The organism is Candidatus Neomarinimicrobiota bacterium, from assembly GCA_022560655.1.
In the GTDB taxonomy this organism is placed as follows: domain Bacteria; phylum Fidelibacterota; class Marinisomatia; order SCGC-AAA003-L08; family TS1B11; genus JADFSS01.
On sequence record JADFSS010000006.1, the window covers coordinates 36,319 to 61,519 of the forward strand.

The window sequence follows — 25,201 nt, forward strand, 5'->3', positions numbered from 1 at the left end:
GCCCCGCCAAGGGCTTTCCTCCTTACGCCCCTTCGGGGCTGAAGGCCAGCGTGCCAGCCCCAGCGTTGAGCACCCCCACATTCCCGTTTCCGCTGCCATCAGGTTCCAGGTCGCCGTCACCGCCGGCCTCATTGAAGCGCCACAGCCCCAGGAGCGGGTCCAGCCCGGTAGCGGAGTAGGTGCGGGTCAGCTTGCCGGGGTTTTGGTAGCGGAACTGCATCTCGCTGGACGGCAATACGATGGTCCATAGCCGCACCTCGTCAATGGCGCCGTACCAGAAATTGTTCAGGGTGGTTTCATCGTTGAGGGCGTCCCAGTCGGCGCCGATGAGGGCGTCGCTGGCACCAATGTTCAGGTCACGGGAGATGACGGCGCTCCCGAGAGACTCGCCGTTTCCATATACACTGACGCCGGTCCCGTCGTAGGTCACCACCACCTGGGTGAAGATTTCCGGGTCGTTCCAGTCGCAGCCGGGGATGCTGTAGAATCCCATAAATTGATTGCCTATGAAGACAAATATCTGGCTGGAGTCGGTTGGCAGGCGGTAAATGCCGATTTCATCCCCGCCCTGCTCATTGCCGATCATGAACAGGGCTGGGCTTTCTCCGACGCCGAAGGGTAGGATATCGCCGGCGGCCCAGATTTCCAGGGAGAAGACATTGCTGTTCAAGGCTGCCAGGCTGGTGCTGTCCTCCCGGTTCTCGATGCGTACGTAGGCCCCGCCAGCCAGGACCACCGAGTTGATCGCAGCCGGTTCGTCCTGACAGGCAGGGAAGAAGAGGAGGAAAAGTCCAAGGCCCAGAAAAACCATCGCAGATTTAGCCCATAGTATACGCAGGGGTTGCATCATGGACTGGTTAGACCCAGCTCTTCGTCACTCATAGCGGCTTGGCCGAAGTTGTCCTTGAGTATGATTCGGTAATACCAGGGTGTCGCATCTATCAGTGGCGGCGAATCGGTATGGGATGTTGTGTTGATATCAGTAAAAAAGATAATCTGCTCGTAGGTGGAGCCCGGCTGCCCAGGTTCTTCGTTCTCGATGCTGTTTCGCCAAACTTCATAGCTGTCGAAGGCTAGGTTATCCAGGGAAGGCGATGGCCATGCTGCCCGGGACCACTGGAGGCTGATGGTGGTCGGCGATCCACCGTTGTTGATCACCTCCAGGGTCACTAGCGACGGCGGCGCGTAGAGGGTGTCCCCCACGATGTTGCTGGGAGCGTACTCTCCGGCCTCGTCGTAGGTGAGCACCACATAATTATAAATCGGCAGGCTGGTCAGCGTGCCCTGCACTAAGGCGGGGTCTTGGTCATCATAGATCAAGGTATCGATGCCAAAGACTCCTCGGCCAGGGATAGTGGTTACCTCTACGCAATCGCCGGGGAGGCAGTCGGCCAGGTTATTGCCATCGTCATCCCGAAACACGACGGTATTGTCGGCCGTACGTAGGATTGCATAGTGCTTGAACTCGCCCTCCGGCTCCGCTGTCGGCAGCCAGGCCAGGCGGTAAGACCAGCTGGTGTCCGGTTCCAGGCTGACGATCTCCGCCGGGAAGATGTCCCGGGTAGAGGTAACCAGGGTGACCTCTGCCGTGGCGCCGCTGGTATCGGCCACCTCCAGGCGATAGGTGTAGCTGCTGGCCCGGGACAGGCCCGTGTCGGTGTAGCTGTCATCACCGACGTCGGTAAAAGTGAAAATGACGGTGCTACCCCGCCTTAAAGTATACCTGGCAAAGTCCTGCTCCGGGGCGTAGGTGTAGATGTCCCAGGCCAGCTTCAGCTCGTATTTATCTTGCCGCCTCACCCCCAGCCCGCCCGACCACACATCGGCCAGGGACAAGGTAATACTGGTCACGCTGTTGCTCCAGGCAATGTTGTTCCGGCTGTCCCAGTGGCGCAGGGCGTAGCTGAAGGTCTGGCCCTGGGGCAGCGGCTCGTCTTTATGATTCAGCACTCCGTCAGTGATAGGGGCCGAATAGGCCAGGACATCGGTGCTGTCCACCTGTAAGCCCGAGCCGCGGTAGAGGGCCACCCAGCTGGAATCCTCCTGCGGCGGGATGGACTCCCAGGCGAGGGTGACGCTGTACTTTGAGATGGCCGTGGGGGGGTCCACCAGGACCGGCGCCGGCAGGGCCAACGTCGTCAGCTCCAGCACATCATCTTCAGAAAACTCGTGAGTGTAGCCGGCCGCATCAATCAGGTACAGGTAATAGTAGTAGGTAGTGTTGGCCGTCAGACCAGAGTCTGTGTGGGTGGTGGCTATGATGGGCAGGAATCCCGCAATGGAGTCGAGGCTGCCGGCGTCAGCGGCAAGCCCCCGGTGGAGGCGGAAATAGGCCACGTCTTCCGTGCTGCGGATCCACTCCAGCCTCGCCCGGTACTTGCTAGGCGGCCCCGTGGAAATGAGGGGCACCGCCACGGGCAACAGCGTGCGGACGGTTACAATCGAGTCGCTGGCGGTGCTGCGCCCGAACACATCGTGGACGTACACGCGGTAGTGGTAGTCGGTGTCCTCCAGAAGGCCGAAGGGGCTGACACCCGCGCCGGTATCGGTAAAGGCCGTGGCCCCGTACGTGTCATTCCGTACCAGCGAATCGGAACTGGCCGTCACCGACGCGCTGGTATCGCGGTACAGCAGGTAGTGCGAAAAGTCATAGTCCGGCGAGGGGGCCCAACTGATCAGCGCGGAATGCTTGGTAATGTTCGCCGGCGGGAACAGGGCCACCGGCAGAGGCGGCAGTCCTTCGTTATCCAGATAAAACTTGCGGGTCGTGGAGCGGGTATTGCCAGCCAAATCCTCCGCAGTGGCAGTGAGGACGACGAATGAATTGACGTCGGTGCAGTCGGGATAAGCCGTCGTGTTCCATAGCAGCGCGTAGGGTGCGTTTGAAATCGTGGGCAAGGAATCGCCCGGGGCCATGTAGGTCACGTGCCGCAACCCAACGTTGTCCCGTGCATCGACCCGGACAGTTACGATATCACTGAGGAGGGTGAATTCAGCGGGGAAAGTGATGCGAATGAAGGGACGGGTGGTGTCGGTATCGTCGGGTTGGCCACAGCCGCTGGTGAGCGCAAGCAGCCCCCAAAGGATGCCGCCCCGCAACCTGGCGGGGGCCGCTTTGACACCGGGAGACATCGGTTAAGCCCCGGCGTCAGTTCCAGAATCTTGGGTCGACCACCCGCCGCTGCGACAGCAACTTGCCAGCCGCATTGCGCGTGGTGACGACCAGCCTGGCCGAACGCCGATGATAGTCGTAGGTGGTTGTCTCAGTGAGCTGGCCCTGCTCGGTATAGAACGAACGCCTCACCATATGGTCCTGGTGGTCATAGACCAGCGCGAAAACCCGTTTTGTCCGGCTGGAATCCGAGAGCACGGTGCTGCGCAGGGTGCTGGTCCTTTTCTCCGGATTCCGGCTCAGGCTGAAGGTATAGTAGTACGAGAGTTGGTCATGTTCATTAAACACCTGGGTGGAGGTCAAGAGACCTTCGGCGTCCCGAGTCAGGGCCACCTTCCAGCCCGGCTTGACCAGGCTCCAGTCACGCAGGTAGACATAGGGGTGCACATCCAGGAGCGAGCCGATGCTGTCGGCGGCAAACTCGAGCCGGCCATAGAGGCTGCTGTCGGCGGAGGCGTGGCTGTAGGCGAGCGTATAGATAAGGGTCCCCGTTTGGTCGTACTTCTGCAGGGACTTGATGTTGTCCTGAGGATCATACAGGACCCGGATGTAAGCTTCTCCCTCAGGAATTTTTTTCTTGCGGGTATAGGCCAACGGAGCCAGCCGGCGTACGTCCCAGGCCTCAAAGTAGCGCACCAGCGGGGGGGTCTCAGCTACCGTCTGAAAGGAACGCGTGGCCAGCAAATGTTGCCGTGCCCGCCAGCGGCGTGGCTCCACATAACGCACCCGCAGCAGATAGCCCTGCGGGTCATATACGGCGTGAAAATGGGGTATGTCGGCGGCTTCGACCTCGCTGATGGGATCGCCCAACACCTGTTCCCGGGTGAGGGGGCTGCGATAGAAGCGATGGGCGTAGCCCTGTTCGCTGGACTCAAAGGCCCGGGCCCGCACCATCAGCGTGTCGATTTCGGCCTGCATGGTCTCCGTCAGCGAGTCCAGCAACCCCTGGACGAACCGCCGGGTCAGGGCCTCATCGCTCATCCCGTCCACCCGATCGTAGAACCGGGCCCACAGGTCGCTGAGGGCGGGCGGATCATAAAATGAGCTGGCCAGTGGCCCGCTCGAAATGCTGCGGGCTGAGTCGGGGGGCGGGACCGCGAGCGAATCCTGCGCCTTAACCAGTGCCGCCCCGGCGAGGATGATGGCAGCCAGATAACGTCTCATGAAGCGGCAGCAAGCAGGAGCAGCACCACCGCCACCAGCCCTACCCCTACGATTGCGCTGATGGTCCGGCCCGATTCATACGCCATGAGCCGCTGCTCCAGCGCATGCCAATCCATGGTGACTTCCAGCAGCTGTCCCGGCTCCACCATGACCCGGCGGGTACCCGCCTCCACCACGCTCATCAGGATGTCGCGCTGACGATGGGTCCAATGCTCCCAGCGGAACTCTGGCGAGAAGAAACTGATGTGATGCCAGCCGGGGGTTACGGTGATCTGCTCACGGATGGGGGTGTAGCCGATCAATTCGCCATCCAGATAGATCTGCACAAGATCCGTATCGCTGAACAGGCGCAGGTAGCCAACCGTGGCCTCGGGCTTGCTGTCTTGCGCAAGTAGACCACCGTTGAGCAGCGCCGCCATGCCCACAAGGTGTGCCCAACGCCGTAATGTGTGCCAGTCAGGTCCCATCAGGATGCCTCTGAAAGTGAATCTAGCCGCTGGCAGTTGGATAGTCAAGGGGGGCGGTCCTGATTAGGATTGGCGGCGGATCGTCACCGCTTATTCCAAACGGTATTTATCGAACTGGTCTCCGAGACTGGCCAATTCCCGTTGCATGGCGGCCACCTCACTCACGATCTCAGTGGGGGGTTGCTCAGTCTGCTGCTCGGCTTCCTGCAGCGCTCTGCGCCGCTGCTCGATTTGTGCCAGGAGGGTTTCCCGCTGGAGGGTGGTCAGGCAATCGATGGCCAGGGACATGAGATCAACTGCAGCACGGGTATCGTCGCCGCCCGGCAACTCGGCGGCCATTAAGATCTGGCTGAGCAGTTGGCGCTCCGCGTCGCTGCCGAGCTGGTCCATGAGCGTGCCGGGATCGGGGATGAGCTCCTGCTCCAGCGCGGGGGCCACCGCCTTCCAGAGCGCCCCAAGCAGGGGCTGTGTGAAGAGCTGCTCCGTGGCCCGGTCCACCAGCAGGTTCAGCACGGCACTGTTGTCCTCGAAGGCCAGCCGGATCAGGGTCATCTGCGCCTTGTTGGCCCGCGTGGGCTCAACAGCAGGTGTTGAATCGCCGGCGGCTGCCTGGTCCGCAAGGCCTGGCCCGGCCCCCGAGCGGGGCAGGCGCTGCAGGGCCTCATGGAGTGCCCTTTCGCTGATGCCGGTGAGTTCCCCCACCGTCTTGAGATGTATTTCCCGCACCAGGGGGTCGCGAACCTGGGCCAGTTCCTGGAGCGATTCATCAAGGAAGCGGCGCAAATCCCCCGGCTGCTGCAGATCGCCCTGAAAATGGCTCAGGTGGAAATCCAGGAGTGGCAGGGCCGCCTCCACAGCCTGCAGGAAAGGCCCGGCGCCTTCCCGCCGCACCCAGTCGTCCGGGTCCACGTCCGTCGGCAATTCGGCCACCCGGGGGCTGAGGCCGTTGCGCAGCAGCGTGTAGCCACCTCGGATGGCGGCCTGCACCCCTGCAGCGTCGCCGTCGTAGGCCACGACAATGTTGCTGGCGAGCTTGCGCAGCTCCCGGGCGTGGCGGTCGGTGAGTGCGGTGCCGGATACAGCCACGACGTTCTTGATGCCGGCCTGATACAGCTGGATCAGATCCAGGTAGCCCTCCACGATGATGGCCGCCTCCTGGTCGCGTATGGCGCCCCGGGTCAGCGCCAGGCCGTAAAGAATCTCGCCCTTGTGATAGGCCGGGGTTTCCGGCGAATTCATGTATTTGGCCGGATCCTCACTCTCGAACACCCGCCCGGCGAAGGCCACCACCCGCCCGGCGATATTGCTGATGGGAAACATGATGCGGCTGCGGAAGCGGTCGTAGGTTCCCCGCTCGCCGTCGCCGAACAGCCCCGACTGCTTGAGGGCCTCCTGGGAGAATTTGTGCTGCCCCACGCTCGCATGCAGGTTTTGCCAGCCCGGGGGCGCGTAGCCGAGTTTGAACAGGGCTTGGGTGGTCTCGCTGATCCCCCGCTCCTTCAAATAGGCCCGCACATGCGCCCCGGCTGGGCCCCGGAGGTTTTTCTGGAAGTGTTCGCTGGCCAGCTCGCCCAGGTCGAAAATCTGCTGCACGGTGGCCTTCTTGCGCGGATCGCCGTCGCCCGAGAGCTCCACCGGTATCCCTACCCGGTCCCCCAGCCGCTGGACCGCCTCCACAAAAGTGAGTTTTTCCAGTTCCATGACGAAGCTGATGGCGTTACCGCCCCGACCGCAGCCGAAGCAGTGGAAGATCTGCTTCTGCTGGTTCACACTGAAACTGGGGGTCTTCTCCTGGTGGAATGGGCAGAGGCCGAAGTGGTTGCGCCCCCGTCGCTTGAGTTGCACATAGCCGCTCACCACATCCAGAATGTCTGCGGCGTCACGAATCCGGGCGATCGTCTCCTCGGGAATGCGGGCCATGAGTCGGGGTTATTTTACGATGGTCGCAGCGCTAAAAGTAGCGCCAGCTGTGGCGCGAATAGGCCGGCAGCATTAAGAGCAATAGGGTCGTCATAGGTTTGGGCATGCCCGTGCGCCCTATATGGGGTGCGGCCGACGGTCCGTCAGTAGCCATACGGTCCGCGCCGGACCTCCCGCTTCTCCGGCTGCTTCCAGCCCGGCCCCCGGACGAAACGGCCCGGCGTGGCACCCGTGTGGTTGCCGTCCTTGAGCACCTGCACGCCGTTGACGAACACGTGGACTACTCCCGTAGCGTACTGGTGGGGCGCCTCAAAGGTGGCGTGGTCAATGATGGTCGCTGGGTCAAAGACCACCACATCGCCATAGTATCCTGGCGCCAGCAATCCCCGGCGGTCCAGCTTCAGGTTGGTGGCCGGGAAATGGGTGAGGCGGCGGACGGCCTCCTCCAGGCTCAGTAATTTCTCTGTGCGCACATAATGGCCCAGCAGCCGGGCGAAGGTGCCATAGGCCCGGGGGTGGGGATTGGACTGGAGGAACAACCCCTCGGCCGCCGGCGCCGCTGCATCCGATCCGAAACTCACCCACCGCAGCGCCACCTTACGGCGCACGTTGTCCTCGCTCATGGTGAAGCGCACCGTCCCTACACGGCTGTCGTCCTCGATGATCAGGTCGATGATGGTCGCCTCGGCAGAGGTGCCTCGCTGGGCCGCTACCTCCGCCACGGTCTTGCCAACCAGGTGGCGCAACTGCTCATTGCGGAAACTCACCAGCAGGATATCCTCGGGCGGGATCATGTCCAGCTCCGCCGCCACACGCTCCCGGATGGCCGGGTTCTTTAGGCGCGCTATCCAGGCCTCGTGTCCCCCTGCCTGCACCCACGCAGGGAAGATGAAATCCAGCCCCGTGGAGCTGGCATGGTAGGTGTACATATTGGCTGTGACCGGCAGGCCCTCTGCCCGGGCCGCCGCGATGCGCCGGATCACTGCGTCCAGCTTGTGCCAGTTCGCACGCCGGGCCGCCTTGAGATGGTAGATTTCCCCTCGAATTCCGGACGCCCGCACGATCTCGAAGAATTCATCCAGCGCCGGGAATATCTCGTCGCTCTCATCGCGAATGTGGGAGATATACATGCCATCGTACTCGGCGGCGGCTTGGGCCAGGGCGATGAGCTCAGCGGTGGTGGCGAAGTTGTCCGGCACGTAGGGCAGGGAGGAGCCTACGCCCAGGGCGCCCTCCTCCATGGCCGCGCGCACAAGTCCCTGCATGCGCGCCAGCTCTTCCGGGGTGGGCTGCCGGTCCTCGTAGCCCAGCTCGTGGACACGCACCGTGCTGGCCCCCACGAAAGAGGCCACATTGGGTGCGATGCCCCGGTCCTCCAGGTGCTGCAAGTATTCGCCCAGCGTGGTCCACGTGACCTCGTAATGGAAGTCTCCTTGGCGAGCCCGGCGCCGCTCCCGCATGGCAGCGTTCAGCGGCCCCATGGAACTGCCCTCGCCCAGCACCTCCAGCGTCACCCCCTGGCGGATATCGCTCTGGGCAGTGCCGTCCTGAATCAGGGAGACGTTGGCCCAGCTGAGCATGTTGATGAAGCCCGGCGTCACCGCCAGGCCGGAGGCGTCGATGTCGCTGCGAGCGGTGAGCGAATCCAGCTCACCGATGGCGCTGATGGTGTCGCCATCCAGGGCCACATCGGCCACGTAGGGCGCCGCGCCGCTGCCGTCATAGATGGTGCCGCCCCTGATGATGAGGGCGTGGTCCGGGGCCGGGCCGCAGGCTGCCAGCAATATCAGGCCGGCGGCAACGGCGCTGGAAAGGGTGGCTGTGTTCATCATCGGGTGCTCCTCAAGCCGGTGCTGACGAGGAAGGAATCAGGTGAAATTTAAGGCTACCCCGGAAAGCAGGTGCGGCCCTGATGTTTACTGCAGCGCAGCGCGCGCCGCTTCAAGAAGCACCACCCTCGGCAGCAAGTCAGCGACTGCCCATGAGCGGACGGATCAGGTCTTCGGGCTTCACATCCTTCATGCGCTCCTGCACGTCCTGGATCATCTCGTCCAGCGTGAGTGCCTTGAACAGACCGTTCTTAACCGCCACCAACTGGCGATAGATCACCGATTGGTGCTCCAGCCGCTCAATAAATAATCGGCTGGGCTCGAAACTCTCCAGGATGTAGATCAGCACACCCAGCACAACCAGGCTCTTGAGCAGGCCGAAAACGGTCCCGCCCAGCCGGTCCAGCCAGCCCAGCAAGACCAGCTCCAGCAGCGTGCGCATTACCCGGGTGATGGCGGCAGCGACGAGCAGCGTGGCGAAAAAGATCGCGCCGAAGGCCGCCGCAGACTGCGCCAGCTCGTTGCCCAGGGGGATATATTCCAGCAGCAGGTGGGACAGCCTGTAGCCCAGGATGACGGCGGCCACCAAACCCACGAGCCGGCCAACCTCTTCGATCAGGCCACGCTGGAAACCACGATAGCCAAAGTAGGCTGCGAAGGCCAGGATACCGATGCCGACAGGGTTCATGGCAGACGGCGTTGCGCGTCACGCTGCACTGCGGGCATCTGGGGCGGGAACTGGGGGGTGACCAACATGCAGTGCGTACCGGGGAAATCAAATTAGGGCGGCGCTCCTGGCGACGCAAGGCTTTCCCCAGTCACTGAGTAATATGCTATCCTGCGGCAGCCACTTTGTTGCCGGCCTGACATTTCTCCGATTTGGCGCGTGGACACCGTTTTAATTCGTGTCCGCCGTCCGTAACCTTGGAGCAACCCGGAGGTACGCCATGCGCCGAACATTCCGCTCTCAGACCCATTCGCTGGCCCTGTTGCTGTTGATCCCGTTGCTGCTTGGCAGCCTGGGCGCCCGGGAGGAGGCAGATGAAGAGAAAAAAGCCACCATCGCGGACAAGACCAAGAATGCCCGGAAGTATGCGGGGCTGTTTACCCTGTACCAGGACAAGGACGATGGCAGCACCTATCTACTCATCAAGGAGGGCCAGTTGGACCAGGAATATGTCCACTTTGCCCATACCACCGAGGGGGTGCGGGATGCCGGCCACTTCCGGGGACGCTACCGGCAGGCCAAGGTCTTCACCCTGCGCAAATACTTTAACCGTATCGAGCTGGTGGCCCCCAATACATCCTATTACTTCGATGAGGAGAACCCGCTGAGCCGTGCGTCACAGGCCAATATCAGTCATGCGGTTTTGCTCTCGACCGAAATAGTTGCCGAGCGCAAGGGCCAGGAATACCTCATCAGTGCCGACGCCTTGTTCCGTACCGAAAACCTGTTGCAGCTGAAGCCGTCGCCCGATCCCGATGACAAGGATGCCGCCAAGAAATTCAAGTTGGGCGAGCTGAATAAGGACAAGACTAAATATGTGAGCATACGCAGCTATCCGCAGAACACGGACGTGATCGTGGAATATGTATACGACAACCCGGCGCCGGTGAACCAGGGCCGGGGGGGCATCACCGATGCCCGTGCCGTGAGTATCACCGTGCAGCACAGCCTTATCGCCATGCCGAGGAACAGCTACCAGCCCCGCATGGACGATCCCCGCGTGGGTTTCTTCACCAGCCGGGTGACCGATCTGACCTCCACCAGCGCTACCCCTTACCGCGATTTGATCCACCGCTGGCAGCTGGTGAAAAAGGACCCCGGCGCCGACCTCTCTGAGCCCACCGAGCCCATCGTCTGGTGGCTGGAAAATACCACTCCCTATGAGCTGCGCGACGCCATCACCCGTGGGGTGCTGGCCTGGAATTCGGCGTTCGAGGCGGCGGGCTTCAAGGATGCCATTCAGGTCAAAGTCCAGCCCGACGACGCCACCTGGGATGCCGGCGACATACGCTACAATGTCCTCCGCTGGACCTCCTCGCCCGAGCCATCCTTCGGCGGCTACGGCCCCAGTTTCGTCAATCCGCGCAGCGGGCAGATTCTGGGCGCGGATATCATGCTCGAGTGGGTCTATTTCACCAACCGGTTCAAGTACGACCGGCTGTACAAGACGGCGGTTGACAACATCAGTCCGCAGGAGGAGCCGCAGTACTGTTCGGCGGGCAACTATCTGCATCTGGGCAATCTGTTCGGCAGTGCCGTTTTGTCGGTCGATGGGGTGGTGGACGGTGCCAAGCAGCAGCTGGTTGAGGAAGGCCTCATGTATCTCGCCTTGCACGAGGTCGGGCACACCCTGGGACTCATGCATAACATGAAATCGAGTCAACTGCATGGGCTTGACCAGGTGCACGACACGAGCGTGACCCGGGTGGTGGGTCTCACCGGCTCGGTCATGGACTACCCCGCCATCAATCTGGCCCTGGACCGCACCAAGCAGGGGCAATACTACACAACCCGGCCCGGTCCCTACGACCGGTGGGCCATTGAATTCGGCTACTCGCCGGCACTGGACGGCCCAGCGGGAGCGGCCCAGCGGCGGGCCATTCTGTCGCGCTCCACGGACCCCCGGCTGGCCTTTGGCAACGATGCCGATGACATGCGCTCGCCCGAGCGTGGCATCGACCCCAGGGTGATGATCAATGACATGTCCAGCGACGCCATCGGCTACTCCATTGAGCGGTTCCAGCTCATCAGGAATCTTTACCCGGAGCTCAAAAGCAAATTCGCCGTGGAGGGCGCCTCCTACCACGCCCTTGCGGATGCCTTCAACGTACTTTCGGTGCAGTATAAGCTTTCAGCTGCGGTGGTCTCCCGTTATATCGGCGGGGTCTACGTGGACCGGGCCTTCGTGGGGCAGGACGGCGGCGGGATGCCGCTCACTCCGGTGGACTACGATGAGCAGAAACGGGCTCTGGGGGCCTTGGCGGAGTACGTCTTTGCACCCGACGCTTTTGACGCACCCGGGCAGCTGCACAACTACCTCCAACTGCAGCGCCGCAGCTTCGACTTCTGGGAGCAGACCGAAGATCCCAAGCTCACTGACCGGGTGCTCGACATCCACAAGAATACGCTGGACCACCTGCTCGGTGCCCAGCTCCTCAAGCGCATGTCCGATACCCAGCTATATGGTAACGAGTACGGGCTGGCAGAATACTTGGCCGACCTGTCCGCGGCTATTTTCAAGGCCGACGCCCGAGGCGACGTGAACCCCTACCGCCAGAACCTTCAGGTGGAGTACGTCAACCGGCTCATGGGTGTCATTGCACCCGAAGGCGCCTACCACCATATGGCAAAAAGCGCCGCCTACAGCAGCCTGGAGCGGATCAGACAGCAGGTTGCCAAAGCGAAAGGTGACCCGGAAACCAGGGCCCACCGGCGTTACTTGAACCAGCGGATACACAACGCATTTGAGGCCCTCTAGTCGGGATTTCAGGTCATCCCTGGGGCGTGGGGTCGACGCGGGCCCGAGCGAATGGCAACGCTTTCAGTTAATCGCTGGGCGCATTAAATTAGCGCGCTCTTTTTGGGGCGGTTAGCTCAGTTGGTTAGAGCGCTGCGTTCACATCGCAGAGGCCATCCGTTCGAGTCGGATACTGCCCACATGCCCGTGCGGAATGCCAGCTGATGTCGTTGAGCGCAGGGTTTAAGGCCCACATTGCCTGGCCCGTTTCTCAGCGCGCACCGTCCGGTGCCTTGCTTACGCTCGTTTGCAGGTCCACAGCATGAAGGAAAGCCTGGCTCTGCTCATCAAGCTCCAGGCGGTGGACTCCGAACTCATGGAGATTGAGGAGCAGAAGGGGGACCTGCCCGCCCAGGTAGAACGACTCTCCGATGAATTGGATGAGTTGGCGAAAGGTGCGGCGGCAAAGAGGGTCCGGCTCGAAGAAATCGAACACGAGAGTAATCAGCTGCAGGGGACGCTGGAAGACACCCGCGGGCAGCTGAAAAAATATCAGGAGCAGCTCCTGCTGGTGGCCACCAACCGGGCCTACGACGCCCTGTCGGCAGAAATCGATGGCGCCAAAAAAAGCGTGGACGAGGGTGAGTTTCACGCCTTGGAATTGATCGAAGAACGTCAGCGGCTTACCGATGAGCTGAAGAGCGATGAACTCCTGGCGGAGCAAAAGCGCGTCGACCTCGATACCCAGAAGAAATCGCTGAAGTCAACTGTGGCGGCCAACGACGAGCGCAGCACGGCCCTTTCCAAGGAGCGCAACCAGATCCAGCCCCAGATAGAGTCCCGCTACATGGGGGCGTATGAGCGCATCAGTGCTGCCAGGGAGGGTCGCGCTGTAGTGCCCATATCGCGCGGAGCCTGCGGCGTCTGCTTCCATCGTATTCCGCCCCAGCAACAGGTGGAGATCAAGGCGATGGACCGGATTGTTACCTGTGACAGCTGTGGTGTCATCCTGTACTGGGCGGAGGAATAGGCCCCTCCGCTAATATTACTGCACGCCCCAACCGCCCCGATTCATGTCCCAACGCGCCCAATTGCCCTTAAATTCACCCTGGAGACTGGCCGGATGGCTGCTCCCCATTTCGTGCGCCGAAAGGTGAACTGGAATCGGGGAGAGGAAAGTCCGAACTCCGCGGGACAGGGCGCCTCCTAACGGGAGGGGCGTCCGACCGGTGCCGCGATGCGGTTTCCGGCCGGGCGTACGGAAAGTGCCACAGAGAATAGACTACCGTGGCCGGCCCTCGGGCAGGTCACGGCAAAGGTGAAACGGTGGTGTAAGAGACCACCAGTCCCGGTTGTGAGGCCGGGAGCTGGTAAACCCCGCCTGGAGCAAGACCGCGCAGCGCCCTCCGGTCCCCATGTGGGACCGGGCCAGTGGTCCGCTGGTATCCCGAAGCTTCGGGATGGGGCGCGGGTAGGTCGCTAGAACCTGGCTGCGAGGCCAGGTCCAGATGAATAGCCATCATCCCGAAGTTTCGGGATACAGAATTCGGCTTATAGGCCGGTCTCCAAATCTTTAGGTGGGCTGCGCCCTTCTACTACACAGGAGTTGAGCGATCCCAGGTTTGTCAGATGTGAGCACCCAGTGGGATTTCACCACGCCCGACCCGGACCTGGTTCAGCGGGCGGTAGCGGCCTTTGATGTTCCGGAAATCTACGCCCGCGTCCTGGTGCAGCGCGGGATCACCGACCGGGAGGTAGGCGCGAAGTTCTTCCATCCCGGCCGGGAACAGCTGCACGACCCCTTCCTCATGAAAGACATGGCCAAAGCCGTCGACCGCGTGCTGGCCCAGATGAGCACCGACCGCCCCATGCTCATATTTGGCGACTATGACGTGGACGGAACCACCGGCGCATCCATGCTCTACCTGTTTTTCCAGGCAACGGGCGCCCGCGCCGCCACCTACGTGCCTAATCGGGACACCGAGGGCTATGGCCTATCCACGGGCGGCCTTGATTACGCGGAGCTCATCGGCGCGGATCTGCTGATCACCTGTGACTGCGGGATCACGGGCTGGGATGAGGTAGCCGAGGCCCGCCGGCGGGGCATTGACGTGATCATTACTGACCACCATATGCCCGCTGACCGGTTGCCGGAAGCCGTAGCCATCCTCAACCCCAAGCAGGCCGACTGCCGTTATCCATTCAAGGGGCTGTGCGGCGCCGGCGTAGCCTTCAAGCTGGCCCAGGCAGTGGCGGAGCGGGGCGGTTTCGACTCCGGCTTGGTCTGGCGTTTCGCCGATCTGGTGGCTTTGGGCACGGCCGCTGATATTGTGCCCATCGTGGACGAGAACCGGGTCATCGTGAGTGAGGGACTTCGGTTGGTCAGCGAACGGGCACGGCCGGGGTTGGCGGCCTTGTGGCAGGTAGCCGGTATGGCCGGCAAGCAGGTGACAGTGGGCCGCCTGGTCTTCGGCATCGCCCCCAAAATTAATGCCGCCGGTCGCCTCGGTGATGCTGGCCGGGCCATCAAGCTGCTCACCACCTCCAACCACTACCTGGCGGTGAGTATGGCACGGGAGCTGGTGGCGGAAAATGACCGCCGCCGGCTCATCCAGGACAATACCGTTGAGGAGGCCATCTTCCAGGTCAATGCCCATCACGATCTCAGTCGCGAGAAGGTGCTGGTGCTCAGCAATGAGAACTGGCACCATGGGGTGATCGGAATTGTGGCGGCGCGCATTCGAGACCTCTACCACCGGCCTACGGTCATCATCGCCCTCAGGGAAGGTGTGGGCAGAGGCTCAGCCCGCAGTATTCCTGGCTTCGACCTGTATCAGGCCCTCACCGAATGCAGCGCAAGCCTGTTGGGCTACGGGGGTCATCCCAACGCCGCCGGGCTGTCCATCAGCGCGGAGCGGCTGCCCGACTTTACCGCAACACTGCTCGCTTGGGCGGACAGGATGCTCACTCCTGATCAGCTGCGACCCAGGATTACCGTTGAAGGAGAATGCGAGCTGGGCCTTATCGACCGCCGGTTCATGCGCTTTTTAGACTCACTGGCGCCCTACGGTCCCGGAAACCGGCGACCCATTCTCGTCAGCCGGGGTGTGGAAGTGAACGGGGCTCCGCGCCTGGTGGGCGACTCGGCCACGCACATCAAATGCCGCTTCAGGCAGAACGGTGTTGCTTTTGACGCCATCGGATTCGACCTGGCTGACCACTTCGAAAAACTCCTCTTGAATAAACCCCTGGATATCGCTTACGTTGTGGAAGAAAATGAATGGCGGGGAAACCGGACGGTTCAGTTGCAGTTGAAGGACATAAGATTGGGAGCGACGTCATGACGGCAGCCTACATATCCGGGACCGGATTCTACGTCCCGGAAAGGGTGGTGACCAACGACGATCTGGCCAACCACATGGATACCAATAGCGAATGGATCCGCAGACGCACCGGTATTGAGACAAGGCACTACGCTGCGGAGGGCGAAGGTACCACCGATCTGGCCATCCCCGCCGTCGAACGTGCCCTGGAAGCGGCCCACCTTACCGTGGGCGATATCGATCTGATTATCTTCGCCACCTCCACACCGGACTACATGGCCCCCGGCTCGGGCTGCCTGTTGCAGGACCGGCTGGGTTTTGATAATATTGGCGCCCTGGATATCCGCGTCCAGTGCTCAGGCTTTGTCTACGGTTTGTCCATCGCCGATCAATATATCCGCACCGGAACTTTCCGGCAGGTCCTGGTCGTGGGGGCGGAGGTCCAGTCCACGGGCATGGATTTCTCCGCTGAAGGTCGGGATGTGAGCGTGATATTCGGTGATGGCGCCGGAGCAGTGGTGGTGTCGGCCACGGAGGAGGATCGCGGAATTCTGGGCACCCACCTGCACTCAGAGGGCAAGTACGCCGAAGAGCTGTGGTCGGAGGCACCGGCCAGTGGGCGCAATCCGCGTATCTCCATCAAGGACTTGCAGGCGGGCCGCCACTGGCTGAAGATGAATGGCCGCGAAGTATTCCGGCATGCTGTGGTACGCTTTCCGGAATCAATCCGGGAGGCCCTGGCCGACCGCGGGTTGACCGCCGATGATCTGGCCCTCATCGTCCCGCACCAGGCTAACCTGCGCATCACCAGGGAGGTGGCCCGGCGTCTGCAGGTAGCAGAAGACAAGGTTTACTCCAATATCGAGCGCTATGGAAACACGACGGCGGCCAGTATCCCCATCGCTCTGGCCGAGGCGGTGGAGCGGGGTCTCGTGAAGCGGGACGACTATATTGTCCTGGTGGCGTTTGGTTCGGGCTTTACCTGGGCCTCGGCGCTGGTGAAATGGTAGGGGTAGCGTAATGGGCGTGGAAGCACGCTACTTTTCCCAGGAGCACCGGCTGCTAAGGGACATGGTGCGCGAGTTTGCCCGCAACGAGGTAGCGCCAGTGGCCGATGAGCTGGACCGGGAGGGGCGCTTCCCCACCGAGCTGGTGGCCCAGATGGCCGAACTGGGGCTGCTGGGGATTCCCATCCCCCAGGACTACGGTGGAGCAGGCATGGATACGGTGGCCTACTGCATTGCCATCCACGAACTGGCTAAAGCGGACGGCAGCGTGGCTATCACCGCCGCGGCCCATACCAGCTTGGGGGCCATGCCGATTTTCCTGTTTGGTTCCGAGGAACTTAAGAAGAAGTATTTGCCGCCGTTGGCCAAGGGGGAAATCCTGGGTGCGTTCGGTCTGACCGAGCCGGGCGCCGGCAGCGATGCCGGTGCTACTCAGACCACCGCCGAGAGAAAGAAGGACCGCTACGTGATCAACGGCCAGAAGGCCTTCTGTACCAATGCCGGGTATGCGGGGGTGATTGTATTCACGGCACGCCTGCTGGATCGTGGCGAGGATCAGGGCATCAGCGCCTTTGTGGTTGAGCGGGATACGCCGGGCCTCAGGCTGGGCAAGCCGGAGAAAAAAATGGGTTGGCGGGCCTCCGACACGCGGGCACTTTATTTTGAAGACATGGAAATTCCCGTGGGAAACCTGCTCGGCGAACCGGCCATGGGCTTGCGGCAGTTTCTGCAGGCGCTGACGGCGGGCCGGATTTCGGTGGGTGCCCTGTCTGTGGGCACGGGCGAAGGGGCCTATCTGCTGGCCTTGAACTACAGCCGCGAGCGCGAGGCCTTTGGCCGAAAGATCAGCCAATTTCAGGCAATTCAGTTTAAACTTGCCGATATGGCTACCCAGCTCGAAGCTGCCCAGCACCTGGTCTATCACGCCGCCTGGCAGAAAGATCAGGGCCGCAACGTGGACAAGGAGGCAGCCATGGCAAAACTGTTTGCCAGCGAGCTGGCCATGCGCATCACTGGAGAAGCCATCCAGATTCATGGGGGCTATGGCTATATCAGGGAGTACCAGGTGGAGCGCTTTTTCCGGGATGCCAAGGTGTTGGAAATCGGTGAGGGGACCAGCGAAGTGCAACGCATGATCATTGGCCGTCAGATCCTGGAAGAAACCGCAGGGCTGTAATGGCTTTGGATTCCCGTCGACCGCTAATCAATACCCTGCTTTCGATTGCCAGGCTGCGGTCGGACCGCTTCTATCGACTGCTAATTCTTACGGGCAGCATCATTGTAATCTCCGTGCAATTTCCCATTGGTAATCAATTTGAATATCGCTACGACCTTCAGGAGATCACCCGGGAAAGTATTATTGCTCCCTTCAATTTCCCGGTGCTCAAAAGCGAGGAAACGCTGGAGGCCGAGCGCACGACGGCGCGCACGTCAGTGCCCTACCTGTTTCGCCGCGACCCCCAGGTGGCGGCAGATCAACGCACGGGCCTCGCCGATCTGTTTACCCGGGTAAAGCGCGTCCAGCGGGCCGAAGCCAAGGTGGTCCTAAGCCAGCAGCGCGCCTACCGCTATCGCTATGATGAACGCTTCTCGAAATCTCAAAAGGCCGTGGAGCGCGACAGCCTGGAAGCGGTTGATCTGCGCAGCAACTTTGCTCAGCGCTTTCCTTTAGACCTGAACGCGCCGTACTGGAGCAGTTTCTTTACCGGGGAGACGGAGTTGGATGGAGCCATCAACTACGACCGCCTTCAGCGTGAGCTGGCGAATATTGTCCGCGATATTCTTGCAGAGGGGGTGCTGGACCTGCCCAAAGCCCAGTTGGAGGAGGTGTCTGTTGCTGTGATCAGCGAGGGAATGGAAGCGGCCGCAGACCCTCAATTCCTCCTCGATCTGGATGAGGCCTGGGCCAGGGCCAAGACCCGGCTCCAGGCACAGTACCCGGCGGGCGCTGTTGTTGAGCGCGATGTGGGGTCCGATCTGCTCATCTACTTTATCCGCCCCAATCTGCTTTACGATGCCGAGACAACGTTGAGACGGCAGCAGGCCGCCGTTGACAAGGTCCCCATATCCAAAGGCTTCATCCTCAAGAACGAGCTCATCGTCGATGCCAATACCCGGGTCACGCCGGAGATTCTGGGGAAATTGAAATCGCTCTCCGAAGCCAAAGCACAGGCCATCGCCTCCGCCGGAGGAATTCAACTTTGGCTGCCGCGCATTGGCATGATCATCATCACGATTGTGCTGCTCTCGTTTTTGCATGTCTGGCTGTATGTCTATCGCCGTGCCTGGTTCCGGCAGAATCGCATACTCCTGCTCATGAACCTGCTGATCATCCTGGTTCTTGCAATGGCCAATCTCTTTCATCACCGGTTCGAACTGTCCGAGTATCTGATACCCTTCACCGTGGTGGCCATGGCCTTCACCATTCTGTTCGACGCCCGTACCAGCATCATTGCCACCGTGACATTGGCGCTGCTCATGGGCTTCTTGGTAGGCAATAAGTTGGACTTCGTGCTGGTGAACCTGCTGGCCGGAAGTGTGGCCATCTACTCTGTGCGGCAGCTGCGCCGGCGCCGGCAGATATTTGCAGCTATCATCTACATCGTGTCGGCCTATGCCATCGGCATCACGGCAGTGGAATTCCTGAAATACACCAATCTTGCCACCCTGGGATCGCACCTGCTGTATGCGTCCATCAACGGCACCCTGTCACCCATCATGGTCTACGGTCTCATCGGGGTCCTGGAGGTCATATTCGGGATTACCACCAACCTCACCCTGCTGGAGCTCTCGGATTTCAACCACCCGCTGCTGCGGCGCTTGAGCCGTGAGGCCAACGGCACCTTCAGCCACAGTATTGTGGTGGGCAATTTGGCCGAAGCTGCCGCCAACACCATCGGTGCCAACAGCCTCCTCTGCCGGGTGGGAGCCTATTACCACGACATCGGCAAACTGGCCCGTCCCGAATATTTCATCGAGAATCAGTTCCGGCAGGAAAACCCCCACGACACTATTGCCCCACACCTCAGCGCCAAGGTGATCATCACGCATGTAAAAGAGGGCTTGCGCCTGGCCAAGGAATACGGCTTGCCCGATGGCGTTTCGGACTTCATACCCATGCACCACGGCACCACCCGGGTGGAGTACTTTTATCAGAAGGCGGTCAGCGAAAATGGCGGCACCGGCACGGTCAAGGAAGAGTCGTTCCGCTATGCCGGCCCACGTCCCAATACGAAGGAGACCGGCATTCTTATGCTGTGTGAGGCTATCGAGGCGGCCACCAAATCGATCCAAAAGCCTACCCTGCAGCGCATCCAGCAGATGGCCGACACCATCATCGAGAGCCGCATGGCCGATGGCCAGCTGGACGAGTGCCCGTTGACGCTTCAGGAGATCAAGCGTATCAAGGGAGACGCCTCCGAAGGCACCGGCATTCTGGGTGTACTCAAAGGCATTTATCACGTCCGCATTCCCTACCCCGCCGCCGCTAAGGAATCCGATGGCGAGGGAGCCACGGCCGAGGATGGGGGCGCCATCGAGATTACCGAGGCCACGGCATTCCGGGGAATCACGACGGAATGATCGACGTTCAGGTAGACGCCGATGATGAGGGTGCGCCTCCGTTAGCGAGCGACTTGATCGCCTCGCTGGTGACCGGGGCCTTGCAAGTGGGCGGTCTTGAGGCGGGGCTTGTGCGGGTAATCTTTTCCAGTGATGAGCACCTACGCCAGCTCCAGCGCCAGTTTTTCGATCGAGACCAGTACACCGACGTGATCGCGTTTCACCTTAACGACCGCGGCGAACCCCTTGATGGGGAAATCTATATCAGCACGGAACGCGCCCTGGAAAACAGCCGGCGCTACCGGCAAACCCACCAGCAGGAGCTCATGCGGCTGGTTGTGCACGGCAGCCTGCATCTGATCGGATTCGACGACGCCACGGACGATGCGCAGGCCCATATGCGCGTCGAGGAGGATCGGGTTTTGGCCCGGGCGGCAACCTCCGCCAGCACATGACAGCAATTTTCGTCAACCTGGCACTGTTTCTGGCGCTGCTGATCCTGAGTGGCATATTTTCCGGTGCGGAAACGGCCTTTTTCCGCATACAGGGCCGCATCAAGGATTTTGGGGCAGACAAGTCTCTCCACCCCGGTACCCTGGCAATCCTTCGCCGCCCCCGGCATTTGCTTATATCTCTGCTCACCGGCAACACCCTGGTCAACATTGCCATGGCCTTTCTGGCTGCCCTGCTGGCAGCTGACCTTGCCGGGCGATTGGGCCTGAACCTGACCCTCGTACTGATTGTGGAATCCTTCACGGTCGCCCTCGTGCTGATGCTCTTCGGCGAGATCATTCCCAAGCTGCTGGCCATCCGGCACACTGAGACCTTTGCCCGGCTCGCCAGCTGGCCCGTCAAACTTTTGGTCATCGCACTCTATCCGTTGGGGCGACTGATCTATGGCCTCACTCACCTGGTCACCCGGCTGCTGAGGATCGGTCCGGAACGTGTGTTCAGCTCCGAAGAGGAGCTCATCGAACTGGCGGAGGTAGGTTTCAAGCGCGGCACTCTGGCCCAGAGCGAGACGGAGATCATCCAATCCATCTTCGAGTTCGGGGATACCGAGGTGCATGAGGTCATGACGCCCCGGGTGGATGTGGTGGCCCTGGAGTCCAACTCGGGGACTGATGCGGCCCTGGAGCTGATTCGCACCCGCCAGGTGTCGAAGATACCCGTCTACAAGGAGACCATCGACGAGGTGAAGGGGATCCTCTTCGCCAAGGATATTTTGCCCTATCTGGATGCCCCCCGCCCAACGGTCAACCTCCAGGACCTGTCGCGCCCGCCCTTCTTTGTCCCTGAGAGCAAAGGCGTGCTGTCCCTGCTCCAGGACTTCAAGGAGCGGCGCACCAGCGTGGCCATCGTGGTGGATGAGTTTGGCGGCACCGCCGGCCTGGTGACGCTGGAAGATGTCGTGGAGGAGGTGCTGGGCGAACTGCGCGATCCCTTCGACCAGGAGGAGACCCTCATCAACGTGGTGGGCCGCGACGAGTTTCTGGTGGATGCCAGCGTATCCCTGGATGAACTGGGGGAGCGCCTGGAGCATGCTTTTTCTGAAGACCGGGAGTACGATACATTGGGCGGCTATCTCTTCGACCGTTTCGATAAGATCCCTGCTGTGGGACAGCAGATCGCTACAGCCGGTCGCCAGTTCACCGTCAAAGCACTGGCTGGCAACCGCATCGCCAAGGTCCATATCAGTGCCGCGGATAGCGGGGCAGCCAAGGATGCCGATGACCACTGACGAGATTCCCAGCCGGCCTGCGCCACAGCTGGGTGACAAGTTCCTGAAATTGTTGGGAGTTCTGGACAGATTGAGGGCTGCGGACGGCTGCCCCTGGGATCGCGAGCAGACCCCGCGCAGCCTGATCCCCTATCTGCTGGAGGAGACCTACGAAGTCATTGAGAGCATTGAGGCCGAGGACAGCCCGGCGCTGAAGGAAGAGTTGGGCGATCTGCTGCTGCATGTGCTGTTTCAGGGTGCCATGGCTGAGGAAGCAGGAACCTTCACGCTCGAGGAGAGTATTGTCGCCATCACCCAGAAGCTGGTTGACCGTCACCCCCACGTCTTTGGGGCTGCCCGGGCGGACGGTCCCTGGCATGCCAAGCAGAACTGGGAGGCAGCCAAGCAGAGGCAAAAAGGACGTGCTTCCCGCCTGGATGGTGTGCCGGCTACGCTACCGGCCCTGACCCGCGCCAAGCGGCTTCAGGAAAAGGCCGCCTACGTGGGCTTCGACTGGCAGACGGTGGAGCCGGTGTGGGCGAAAGTACGAGAAGAGCTGGGTGAGCTGGAGGATGCCCGGAAGTCCGCCGACCCCCGTGCCCAGGAGGAGGAGCTGGGTGACGTGCTATTCAGCCTGGTGAACCTGGGTCGCTTTCTGAAAATCGATGCGGAAGGGGCGCTGCGGGGCGCTAGCGCGAAATTCGAGTACCGCTTTCGGCGCATCGAACGGGATCTGCTGGCTCAGGGCAAGAAGCCGGAGGACGCTTCACTGGATGAAATGAATGCGATTTGGGATCGCTACCGGGGCGAAGCTGCTCCCCGCTGAGGGGGTTGGGCCGCGCTAGAAACATGATCTGACGCCGAACTCCCTGCGATGGCCGGGACGAAAGGCAAGGGGGGCCCGACTACTTACGGCTCTTAGCCCCTTTTTTCTTGGCGGGCGCGACCTCCTTGATAATGTGCACCTGGGCACCCAACTTGCCATCCTTGCCGCCCAGGTCGATACACAGGTGCCAGTGACCCTGTTTGGGCGGTTTGATGTTGGCCGGCGATTTTTCCGCCAGCCCCCCATAATAGCGGTAGTTCTTTCCCTGACGGTAGGCCTCGTAGTTGTCGTCGTCCACCAAGCGGAGATAGGCTTCCGATTCCAACTCGACCTGGAGTACATCATGGGCGCCCAAATCAAGGGGGAAATGAATATAGCGCATCTTAAATCCGGACTCCGTTTAGGTCGGCGATATGAACAGCCGGGGCTGCCAGATCAATCGTCCCGTGTCCCACTTTGGTAGTGCTTACCAGTGGGGGTGTCGGAACCTGATTGCCACGCTGGGCTGGCGTCTTGAGGGTATTTGATCATTGACTACGATCTAGCCTAAATATTCTGATGAATATAATTCGGTGTAATTGCCCGAACAAGGGTCTTGCTGAGCCAGAGGTTGGGGACACCCTAGCCGGTTTCACGGCCGGTCTGACGGCGGCATCACCGTTTACACTGGGGCCGACGCTGGGCAGGTCTGGCTAGCGGTGAGCGCCAACGGCCCCGGGATTGCCGCGGACCTTCTGCCGCAGGTCTTCGAACCGAATTATTCGACCAAGGTCTCGCACTCGGGAAGTGAAAGCGACGGTCCCGGCAACGGATTGAGGCTGCACTATTGCAGGGAGGTGGTCAAGTCCTACGGTGGCAGCTTGGAGCTGAAATCGGAAGCCGGGGACGGCGGGGTGGTGGCAACCCTCAGGCCGCCCTGGTCTGCGGCCCATGTGATGCGCGCAGCCGACGGGTGCAGGCGCGTGAAAAGGAGCTTGCGCGCGGGTCGCTGTGGCGGTAAATTCGACTGACCGTCAGTCTATACCGACCGTCGGTCAAAATGGGGCAGCCACATGGTACGGATCTCCAAAGACTACGACGAGCGCAGAACCGAGCTGCTGGACGCAGCCCAGGCGCTCTTCTATGACCAGGGCTATGAGAGCACCACCGTCGATGCCATCATCAACAAGGTGGGCGTTGCCAAGGGTACCTTCTACTATTATTTCGATTCCAAGGTGGCTCTGCTGAACGCCTTGGCGGACAGGCTGAGCGCAGCCGGGCTGGAGCAGTTTAGACGGGTCGTTGAGTTGGATGACACGGATGCGCTGGTCAAATTGAACAAGGTTTTTGAACTATCCCGCAGCTCGAAGGTGGCCAATAAGGAGCTCATCAGGACGCTGCTCAAGGTTGTCTTCATGGATGAGAATATCCTGCTCAGGCACAAGCTCAATGCCCGGTCGGTGTCCCTGGCGGCTCCCGAGATGGCCAAGATTATCAGGCAGGGGGTCGCGGAAGGAATTTTTGACACCCCCTATCCTGATGGGGCCGGTCAAACGCTGCTGCTGCTGGGCATTGAGTTGAACGAACTATTGGCCCCGCTCATCCTGGAATTGGATGAAAAACCCGATAATATGGGCCGTATGAAAGAAATGATCGCCCATTACGAAAATGCCATTGAGCGCATCCTGGGCGCTCCCGAGGGGTCCATCATGGTACAGGACCGGACCTTCTTGCAGGATCTGCTCGATTAAACATGGTCTTGCGTCTGCAGCTGCTGGCACTGGGCATGATAGCATCCCTCGCCCCCATGAGGGCCCAAACCGTGGGTCTGTCTGGCCAGGTTTGGCTGGGGGTGAGCGGCGCCAGCGATTCGGCGCCCAACCGCGCAGGCTATGGAGAATTCGTCGGCTTCATCCCCACCCTCTCGGTCATGGGGCGGCGCGGCTGGCTGGCGCGGCTGGATGCCGAACTGGCCCTGCAAGCCAGCGTGACCCTGGACGGTTTCCTGGGCGCCGGTGCGGCGGGGATCGACACCACGTTCAAGCCCTATCGTCTGTGGGTCCGTTACGCAGCCGAGAAGTTCGACCTCCGTCTGGGCCTGCAGAAGCTGGCCTTCGGGCCGGGGCGGTTGCCCATCAGGCCGCTGGCCTGGTTCGATACCTTCGATCTGCGCGACCCAACGGGACAGACCGGCGGCGTCACCACGTTGCGGGCCCGCCTGTTTCCCAGCAGTGGCCTGACCCTGTGGGGCTGGATTAATGCCGGCCATGACCTGGCGGACCCCTCGCCGGGCGGAAGGGCGGAGATGTCGTTCGGGCTGGGCGAGTTGGCCCTCAGCTACCACTACCGCCAGACCACCGACCGCGATTACGCCAGCCGACCCCTGCTCTCCCCCCTGGCCAACGAGGAGCGCTTCGCCCTTGATCTGCGGGTTGACGGGCTGGTGGGGCTGTGGGGGGAGCTTGCCATTATCAATAGCCGCGGCGGGAAGGAAAAGGGCGTATCTGGCAAGGGCACAATGACCATGATTGGAGGCGATTACACGCTGGATTTGGGCCCGGGCCTCTACGTGATGGTGGAGCACCTGTGGGGCAGGTTCTCTATCTCCGAGCCGGAGCTTGATCGGGACCTGGCGATCTCACTCTCCTGGGCACTGGCCAGCTATCCCCTGGGCCTCACCGACCAGGTGATGGGCATTGTCGGCTACGATTGGGAGAGCGGGCAGGGCTTCGGCTTCGCCCAGTGGCAGCGCACCTTCGATGCCGTCAG

Annotated in this window: 20 protein-coding genes, 1 tRNA gene and 1 other RNA gene; 14 read left to right on the top strand and 8 right to left on the bottom strand. The window is 61.3% G+C overall.

Features of this window, described 5'->3' with window-relative positions; translation table 11 throughout:
• Positions 1-22: 22 nt before the first annotated feature.
• The 7 genes from IH971_02045 to IH971_02075 form a co-directional block, all read right to left on the bottom strand.
• A complete protein-coding gene (locus IH971_02045; protein MCH7496616.1) occupies positions 23-850 on the bottom strand; it encodes a LamG domain-containing protein in 828 nt (275 codons plus the stop codon).
• On the bottom strand, positions 847-3,132 hold the full coding sequence (locus IH971_02050) for a hypothetical protein (GenBank protein MCH7496617.1): 2,286 nt from the start codon (positions 3,130-3,132) through the stop codon (positions 847-849). The genes IH971_02045 and IH971_02050 overlap by 4 nt, the downstream gene beginning before the upstream one ends.
• Before the next feature lie 16 nt (positions 3,133-3,148).
• Entirely contained in the window at positions 3,149-4,336 is a 1,188-nt protein-coding gene (locus tag IH971_02055) for a hypothetical protein (protein ID MCH7496618.1), read from the bottom strand.
• Positions 4,333-4,803, bottom strand: a complete 471-nt coding sequence (locus tag IH971_02060; GenBank protein MCH7496619.1) for a hypothetical protein — start codon at positions 4,801-4,803, stop codon at positions 4,333-4,335. Before IH971_02060 ends, IH971_02055 begins: the two co-directional genes overlap by 4 nt.
• A gap of 90 nt (positions 4,804-4,893) precedes the next feature.
• Positions 4,894-6,723 carry a DNA primase gene (locus IH971_02065; GenBank protein MCH7496620.1) on the bottom strand — a complete coding sequence of 610 codons (1,830 nt, stop codon included), beginning with the start codon at positions 6,721-6,723 and terminating at the stop codon, positions 4,894-4,896.
• A gap of 143 nt (positions 6,724-6,866) precedes the next feature.
• The gene (locus tag IH971_02070; GenBank protein MCH7496621.1) at positions 6,867-8,555 is read right to left on the bottom strand and encodes a D-aminoacylase; all 1,689 of its coding nucleotides are present in this window, start codon (positions 8,553-8,555) and stop codon (positions 6,867-6,869) included.
• A gap of 136 nt (positions 8,556-8,691) precedes the next feature.
• The gene (locus tag IH971_02075) at positions 8,692-9,240 is read right to left on the bottom strand and encodes a CvpA family protein (protein ID MCH7496622.1); all 549 of its coding nucleotides are present in this window, start codon (positions 9,238-9,240) and stop codon (positions 8,692-8,694) included.
• Positions 9,241-9,499: 259 nt separating this feature from the next.
• Here IH971_02075 and IH971_02080 point away from each other — a divergent pair, with 259 nt between their 5' ends.
• From IH971_02080 to mazG, 11 genes are all read left to right on the top strand, one after another.
• Positions 9,500-12,037, top strand: coding sequence for a zinc-dependent metalloprotease (locus tag IH971_02080; GenBank protein ID MCH7496623.1), 2,538 nt, complete (start codon positions 9,500-9,502; stop codon positions 12,035-12,037).
• A 105-nt stretch (positions 12,038-12,142) separates the two neighbouring features.
• Positions 12,143-12,216 (top strand) — tRNA-Val (locus IH971_02085).
• A gap of 122 nt (positions 12,217-12,338) precedes the next feature.
• Entirely contained in the window at positions 12,339-13,046 is a 708-nt protein-coding gene (locus tag IH971_02090) for a hypothetical protein (GenBank protein MCH7496624.1), read from the top strand.
• Between the two features lie 81 nt (positions 13,047-13,127).
• An RNA gene (gene rnpB, locus IH971_02095) (RNase P RNA component class A) lies at positions 13,128-13,586 on the top strand.
• A gap of 61 nt (positions 13,587-13,647) precedes the next feature.
• A complete protein-coding gene (gene recJ / locus IH971_02100; GenBank protein ID MCH7496625.1) occupies positions 13,648-15,360 on the top strand; it encodes a single-stranded-DNA-specific exonuclease RecJ in 1,713 nt (570 codons plus the stop codon).
• On the top strand, positions 15,357-16,349 hold the full coding sequence (locus tag IH971_02105) for a ketoacyl-ACP synthase III (protein MCH7496626.1): 993 nt from the start codon (positions 15,357-15,359) through the stop codon (positions 16,347-16,349). The genes recJ and IH971_02105 overlap by 4 nt, the downstream gene beginning before the upstream one ends.
• 10 nt (positions 16,350-16,359) lie before the next feature.
• Positions 16,360-17,523, top strand: a complete 1,164-nt coding sequence (locus IH971_02110) for an acyl-CoA dehydrogenase family protein (GenBank protein ID MCH7496627.1) — start codon at positions 16,360-16,362, stop codon at positions 17,521-17,523.
• Positions 17,524-17,528: 5 nt separating this feature from the next.
• Positions 17,529-19,928 carry an HDIG domain-containing protein gene (locus IH971_02115; protein ID MCH7496628.1) on the top strand — a complete coding sequence of 800 codons (2,400 nt, stop codon included), beginning with the start codon at positions 17,529-17,531 and terminating at the stop codon, positions 19,926-19,928.
• The gene (ybeY, locus tag IH971_02120) at positions 19,925-20,362 is read left to right on the top strand and encodes an rRNA maturation RNase YbeY (GenBank protein ID MCH7496629.1); all 438 of its coding nucleotides are present in this window, start codon (positions 19,925-19,927) and stop codon (positions 20,360-20,362) included. Before IH971_02115 ends, ybeY begins: the two co-directional genes overlap by 4 nt.
• Entirely contained in the window at positions 20,359-21,648 is a 1,290-nt protein-coding gene (locus IH971_02125; protein MCH7496630.1) for an HlyC/CorC family transporter, read from the top strand. The genes ybeY and IH971_02125 overlap by 4 nt, the downstream gene beginning before the upstream one ends.
• On the top strand, positions 21,638-22,453 hold the full coding sequence (mazG, locus tag IH971_02130) for a nucleoside triphosphate pyrophosphohydrolase (protein ID MCH7496631.1): 816 nt from the start codon (positions 21,638-21,640) through the stop codon (positions 22,451-22,453). The genes IH971_02125 and mazG overlap by 11 nt, the downstream gene beginning before the upstream one ends.
• A 79-nt stretch (positions 22,454-22,532) precedes the next feature.
• On the opposite strand, the gene IH971_02135 is transcribed toward mazG, so the two are convergent.
• Positions 22,533-22,835, bottom strand: coding sequence for a DUF1883 domain-containing protein (locus IH971_02135; protein ID MCH7496632.1), 303 nt, complete (start codon positions 22,833-22,835; stop codon positions 22,533-22,535).
• Positions 22,836-23,106: 271 nt separating this feature from the next.
• Between IH971_02135 and IH971_02140 the strand changes: the two genes are divergently transcribed.
• From IH971_02140 to IH971_02150, 3 genes are all read left to right on the top strand, one after another.
• Positions 23,107-23,463, top strand: a complete 357-nt coding sequence (locus IH971_02140; protein MCH7496633.1) for an ATP-binding protein — start codon at positions 23,107-23,109, stop codon at positions 23,461-23,463.
• Between the two features lie 42 nt (positions 23,464-23,505).
• A complete protein-coding gene (locus tag IH971_02145; protein MCH7496634.1) occupies positions 23,506-24,183 on the top strand; it encodes a TetR/AcrR family transcriptional regulator in 678 nt (225 codons plus the stop codon).
• Between the two features lie 2 nt (positions 24,184-24,185).
• A partial coding sequence (locus IH971_02150) for a hypothetical protein (protein ID MCH7496635.1) occupies positions 24,186-25,201 on the top strand: 1,016 nt, incomplete at its 3' end.